This is a genomic window from Deltaproteobacteria bacterium PRO3 (assembly GCA_030263375.1).
Taxonomy (GTDB): Bacteria; UBA10199; UBA10199; order DSSB01; family DSSB01; genus DSSB01.
This window is the reverse complement of the sequence record SZOV01000144.1, coordinates 1-6,002: the sequence shown is the minus strand read 5'-3', so window position 1 is coordinate 6,002 and position 6,002 is coordinate 1. Positions and strand designations below refer to the sequence as shown.

5 protein-coding genes are annotated in these 6,002 nt (G+C 62.6%); all 5 read left to right on the top strand.

All coding sequences use genetic code 11. From position 1 onward, the window contains the following. On the top strand, positions 1-1,305 hold a 1,305-nt coding region (gene mutS, locus FBR05_14435; protein ID MDL1873374.1), incomplete at its 5' end, for a DNA mismatch repair protein MutS. Positions 1,306-1,438: 133 nt separating this feature from the next. Then, entirely contained in the window at positions 1,439-4,168 is a 2,730-nt protein-coding gene (glnD, locus tag FBR05_14430) for a [protein-PII] uridylyltransferase (protein ID MDL1873373.1), read from the top strand. Next, positions 4,169-4,384, top strand: coding sequence for a hypothetical protein (locus FBR05_14425; GenBank protein ID MDL1873372.1), 216 nt, complete (start codon positions 4,169-4,171; stop codon positions 4,382-4,384). A 108-nt stretch (positions 4,385-4,492) separates the two neighbouring features. After that, positions 4,493-4,837, top strand: coding sequence for a hypothetical protein (locus FBR05_14420; protein MDL1873371.1), 345 nt, complete (start codon positions 4,493-4,495; stop codon positions 4,835-4,837). Between the two features lie 85 nt (positions 4,838-4,922). Then, positions 4,923-6,002, top strand: a 1,080-nt coding sequence (locus FBR05_14415; GenBank protein ID MDL1873370.1) for an aspartate kinase, incomplete at its 3' end; no start/stop codon positions are given.

The window sequence follows — 6,002 nt, the reverse complement described above, 5'->3', positions numbered from 1 at the left end:
ATGATCGCCCCCGGCGTCCATCCCGAGTTAGACGAGCTGCGCGCGATCAGACGCGACGGCAAGTCCTTCATCGCGGCGATGGAAGAGGGCGAGCGCAGGCGCACCAAGATCGCCTCGCTGAAGATCCGCTACAACAAGGTCTTCGGCTATTACATCGAGATCACCAATGCCCACCGCGAGTCCGTCCCCGCGGATTACATCCGCAAGCAGACCCTCGCCAACGCCGAGCGCTACATCACGCCCGAGCTCAAGGAGTACGAGAACAAGGTCCTCGGCGCCGAGGAGCGGATCAAGGCCCTCGAGTACGACCTCTTCTGCCGCCTGCGCGACGCCTGCGCCGCCGAAGTCGAGGCCATCCGCCGCGCCTCGCACGTCCTGGGCACGCTGGACGTCGTCGCCTCGCTGGCGCGGGTGGCCCGCGATCACCGTTACGTGCGGCCCGAACTGGTCGAGGCGCAGGTCCTCGACCTGAAGGACGCCCGCCACCCGGTCCTCGAGCGGATGCGCGCCGACGAGCGTTTCATCCCCAACGACCTGACGATGAACGAGGAGACCGGCCGCCTCTTCCTGATCACCGGTCCCAACATGGCGGGCAAATCGACCGTCATGCGGCAGGCGGCGCTGATCGTATTGATGGCGCAGATGGGCGGCTTCGTCCCGGCCAAGGAGGCCACGGTCGGCCTGGTCGACCAACTTTTCACCCGGATCGGCGCCAGCGACGACCTCTCGCAGGGCCAATCCACCTTCATGGTCGAGATGCTCGAGACGGCGAGCATCCTCAAGGCCGCCACCGAGCGCAGCTTCATCGTCTTGGACGAGATCGGCCGCGGCACCTCGACCTACGACGGCATGTCCATCGCCTGGGCGGTGGCGGAATACGTCGCGCAAAAACTGAAATGCCGCGCGCTGTTCGCCACGCACTACCACGAGCTGACCGACCTGGCCCGCCAGATCCCCGGCATCGCCAACTACCAGGTGGCGGTGAAGGAGTGGAACAATCAGATCCTGTTCCTGCGGAAGTTGATCCCGGGAGGGGCCTCGCGCAGCTACGGCATCGAGGTGGCCCGCCTGGCGGGCCTGCCGGAGGAACTGCTGGCCAGGGCTCGCGAGGTCCTGCAGCGCCTGGAGAGCATCGAGGACGGGGCCCTAGAGAAGCTGAACGCGGCCAAGCCGCCCTCGCCGCAGCTGGGCCTGTTCGCGGCGCGCGAGCACCCGCTGATCGAGGATTTGAAGGCCTTGCAGCCCGAGGCGATGTCGCCGCTGGAGGCCTTGAATTATCTCTTTGAGCTGAAGAAACGCCTGTAGGGGCGCACCTTGTGTTCGCCCCTACGGTCCCGCCGCGACAGCGAATTTTTTCCCGCAAGGGTTTAGAATTGAAAATCTTCCAATATCTAAATACTGTGAGAGTCGTGACAATTTCACGAACTCCAAACGAATTATGACCACCACCGCCGAAAACGCCTCTTTAAAAACCCTCGCCGAGACCTCCCCCAAGTACCTGACCGACGACCTGATCGAGTTCAAGATCGAGGGCGATCCCACCGCGGCGGTGCGCGATTACCTCCAGCGCTGCCGCGAGGTCTTGGGCCGCAAGATGGACGAAAACGCGCCGATGGAGCGCGTCGTCCGCCTGCAGAGCCTCATGACCGACCGGATGATCGTCGCCCTCTACAAGCACGCCTTCGAGCAGAGCCAGGCCAAGGGCGTTTTGCCGATTCCCCTCGCGATGTTCGCCTTGGGGGGCTACGGGCGGGCCGAACTCAATCTCTTCTCGGATATCGACCTGCTCTTTCTCTACGAGGGCAAGGCTGGTACCCGGCTCGAGTTCGTCACCAAGCAGATGCTCTACCCGCTCTGGGACGCCGGCGTCGAGCTGGGCTACGCCATCCGCACGATCAACGACTGCAAGCGGGTCATGAAGGAAGACCAGCGCGCGCTCAGCTCAATGCTCGACTCGCGCTTCCTCGCCGGCGACCGCGAGCTGGCCGAAAAATTTCTCACCTTCCTCGAAAGCCGCTTCGCCAGCTCCCGTGCCTTGAACGAATTCGTCGCCCTCAAGACCAAGGAGACGGAAGAGCGCATCAAGCGCTTCGGCTCTTCGGTCTACATGCTCGAGCCCAATCTGAAAGAGAGCGAGGGCGGCCTGCGCGACTGGCATCTGCTGCGCTACTACGCCCGCATCGCGCTGAAGACCCCCGCGATCTCCGAGTGGGTGCGCCGCGGTCTCTTAAGCGAGGAGGAGGCCGATACCCTGCGCCGCGCCTTGGATTTCATTTGGGGGGTCCGCAACCGCCTGCACCGCCGCGCGGGGAAAGGGCAGGACCAGCTGACCTTTGAGCTGCAGGAGCCGATCGCCCGCGAGCTGGGCTTCGAGGACGCCGGCGGCAGTCGCGGCGTCGAAAAATTCCGCCAGGCCTACTACAGCCACGCCGCCAACCTGCACCGCCTCCTGACCGAGGTGAGCCGGCGCCTGCTGCGGCCGCCCGATTCGCTGATCATGCTGGTCAAGAAGCGACTGAAGAGCACGCTCAACGATTTCTACTACGGCATCGACGGCTACGTGGTGCCCAAGGACTTCGCGGCCCTCGCGAAGCAGCCCGTCGAGTTTATGCGGGCCTTCTACCTGGCGCAAAAGGAGCGCCTGGGCCTCGACGAGGACCTGAAGTCCTTCATCGGCCGGCACTTGAACGTCGTCGACGACGCCTATCGCCGCGACCCCGAGGTCTGCGCGATGCTCAAAGAGATGTTCGCCGACGTCTCGGGCATCGGGAAGAGCCTGGCGGAGATGCACGACTGCCGCTTCCTGGGCGCCATCCTGCCGGAGTTCGGCGACATCCTGTTCCAGACCCAGCACGACGTCTATCACATCTACACGGTCGACGCGCACTCCATCTTCGCCGTGCAAGAGCTGAGCAAGCTGCACAACGGCGACTACGACGCGGAGTTTCCGCTCTTCAAGCAGACGATGGCCGAGGTCCAGCGCCCCGACCTCCTCGTCCTGAGCGTCCTCTTCCACGACATCGGGAAGGGGAAGGGCGGCAACCACTCCGAGCGGGGCGCGGAGATCGCCCAGGCGGTGATGAGCCGCATGGCCTACCCGGCCGCCGACATCGCCGAGGTCGAGTTTCAGGTGCGCTCCCACCTCCTCATGCCGCACCTCTCGCAGCGCCGCGACCTCGAGGACTACAACCTCATCACCCAGTTCGCCCGCTCCATGGGCACCTTGGACCGCCTCAACATGCTTTTCATCCTCACCTGGGCCGACATCCGCGCCGTTGGACCCGACGTTTGGACGCCGTGGAAGGGAAGCCTGCTGCAAGACCTCTATCAGAAGACCCGGAAGGTCATCGAGGCCGGGGACTTCAGCCCCGAACGCGCCATGGTCATCATGCAGCAGATGAAGGAGAAGCTGCTCGAGACCGCCGAGCCCGACGTCGACCGTGCCGCGCTCAAGCAGTATCTCGACAGCATGCCGCCGCGTTATTTCATCGCCAACGCGCCGCCCGCGATCTTAAGCCACTTCCGGACCGTCCAGGGGCACTTCGGCGAGACCTTCCTCTTCCAAAGCCAGATCGACCGGCAGGAGAATCTCAATCGTCTCCTGCTCTACACGGTCAACTCGCCGCGCCTCTTCGAGCAGGTGACGGGCGTGATGGCCGCCAATCAAGTCAACATCCTCGCTCTCGAACAGTTTTTCACCTCCAGGGGCGAGGCCCTGCTTTTGCTCAAGGTCACCGACCACCGCGGTCAGATCCTCGAGGAAGAGCGGCGCATCGAGGCGCTGCGTCGGGATCTGCAGGAGGTGGTGCAGGGGAAGGTCTCGATGGAGCGCTATTCGCAGGCCCACCAAAATCAGCTCTTCTGGGGCAAGAAGGTCGCGCCCGCGCGGCCGCCGCGGGTCGAGATCGACAACGACGTCTCGGCCTACTACACGGTCATCGACGTCTACGCCAACGACCGCATCGGCATCCTGCACGATATCGCCCGCGTCATGCGGGCCCTGGGGCTCTACATCGAGGTCTCGAAGATCTCGACCAAGGTCGACCAGGTGGCGGACGTCTTCTACGTGAAGGACATCTTCGGCCACAAAATCACCGACTCGAAGAAGATCGGGGGCATCAAGAAGGCCGTGATCGAGGCCTTAAGCGAGGCCCCCAAGGAGGCCTGAGTGCTGGAGATCATCGCCTGGATCGTCGTTTTCATCGCCTTCGTCGCGGCCCTCGTCTACCTACGGGTCCGCGAGAACCGCTACCTCAAGAAGAAGACCCGCGAGGCGATCCGTCCCGAACTTCTCAAGGAATTCGAGGGCGAAAAACAAGACGCCCTGCGTCGAAAGGCGGCCTTTCAGGATACATTGAAGAAGTTTTCGGGGCCCAAGGACTGATTTCCGGGGTCGAGTCGGTAAAATCTTGGTAACATTGCGTTTTCCTAATTGCCAGGGTGGGGGACCGCTGGTATAGGCAAAGTAGATACATCCGAGTGGGTATTTTCCATGTCCCCCAAGATCAAGCTATGCAAAGAGGCTGGTTGCAACAACCAGCAGACCACCTCCGGTTTCTGCCGCCTCCATTATTTAAAAAACTGGCGCAAGATCCAAACCGACAAAAAGCGCAAGGCCGCCAAAAATCTCAACAAGTACATCGAGAGTATCGTCCGCAGCAATCCCGACCGCGCGCAGCGGGCGCTCAAGGATAACCTGCGCGACGAATCCACCTTCGAGCGCTCGATGGAAGAGGTCTTCTACGGCGACTCGCTGCGCGAGGTGATGGCGGATTTGGGCTATCGCGAGGATCTCGACACCATGATCGGCTCGATCAAGATCGACGAAGATTTTTGAGGTTCAATCCCCTTCATATTCCCCGGCTTTCTTGACTTTAGCGTGGCCCCTTAGTAGGGGCGGACGCGAGGTTTGCACAAAAAATATGCCCCTAGTCGTCCAAAAATACGGCGGAACCTCCGTCGGCAACATCGAACGCATCAAGAATGTCGCCCGCCGCGTCATCCGGCAGCACCAGAAGGGCGACCAAATGGTGGTGGTGGTCTCCGCCATGTCCGGCGAGACCAACCGGCTGGTCGCCCTGGCCAAAGAAATCAGCGAGCTCCCCGAGGGCCGCGAGTACGACGTCATCGTCTCCACCGGCGAGCAGGTCACGATCGCGCTCTTGGCCATGACCATCCAAAGCATGGGCGTGCCCGCGGTCAGCTACCTGGGCAGCCAGGTCCGCATCCTGACCGACGATGCCTTCAGCAAGGCGCGGATCCGTTCCATCGACAGCGAGCGGATCCACAAGGACCTGAAGGAAGGAAAGATCGTCGTCGTCGCCGGCTTCCAGGGCGTCGACGAGAACGGCAACGTCACCACGCTGGGCCGCGGCGGCTCCGACACCACGGCGGTAGCGATCGCGGCGGCGCTCAAGGCCGACGCCTGCGAGATCTACACCGACGTCGACGGCGTCTACACCACCGACCCCAATCTCTGCCCCGACGCGCGCAAGATCGACCGCATTTCCTACGAGGAGATGCTCGAGATGGCCTCGACCGGCGCCAAGGTCCTGCAAATCCGCTCGGTCGAGATGGCCGCCAAGTATCACGTCCCCGTCGAGGTGCGCTCGTCCTTCAACGACAATCCCGGCACCTGGGTGACCAAGGAGGAATCGCAAATGGAAAGCCGCATGGTAACCGGAGTCAGCCTTAACAAAGACGAGGCCAAGATCGCGGTGCGCCAGGTGCCCGACACCCCCGGCGTCGCCAGCAAGATCTTCGCTCCCATTTCCGAAGCCAACATCAACGTCGACATGATCGTCCAGAACGTCAGCTCCGAGGGGACGACCGACCTGACCTTTACCGTTCCCAAGAGCGAGCTCAAGCAAGCCTTGCTCATCATCGAGAAGGTCGCCAAGGAGATCGGCGCCAAGAAGGTCGAGTCCAGCGAAAGCATCGCGAAGGTCTCGGTGATCGGGCTGGGCATGCGCTCGCACGCGGGGATCGCCAGCAAGATGTTC

Coding starts and splice junctions, on each gene's coding strand:
- glnD (MDL1873373.1), top strand. CDS start 1,439: ATGACCACCACCGCCGAAAACGCCTCTTTAAAAACCCTCGCCGAGACC.
- FBR05_14420 (MDL1873371.1), top strand. CDS start 4,493: ATGTCCCCCAAGATCAAGCTATGCAAAGAGGCTGGTTGCAACAACCAG.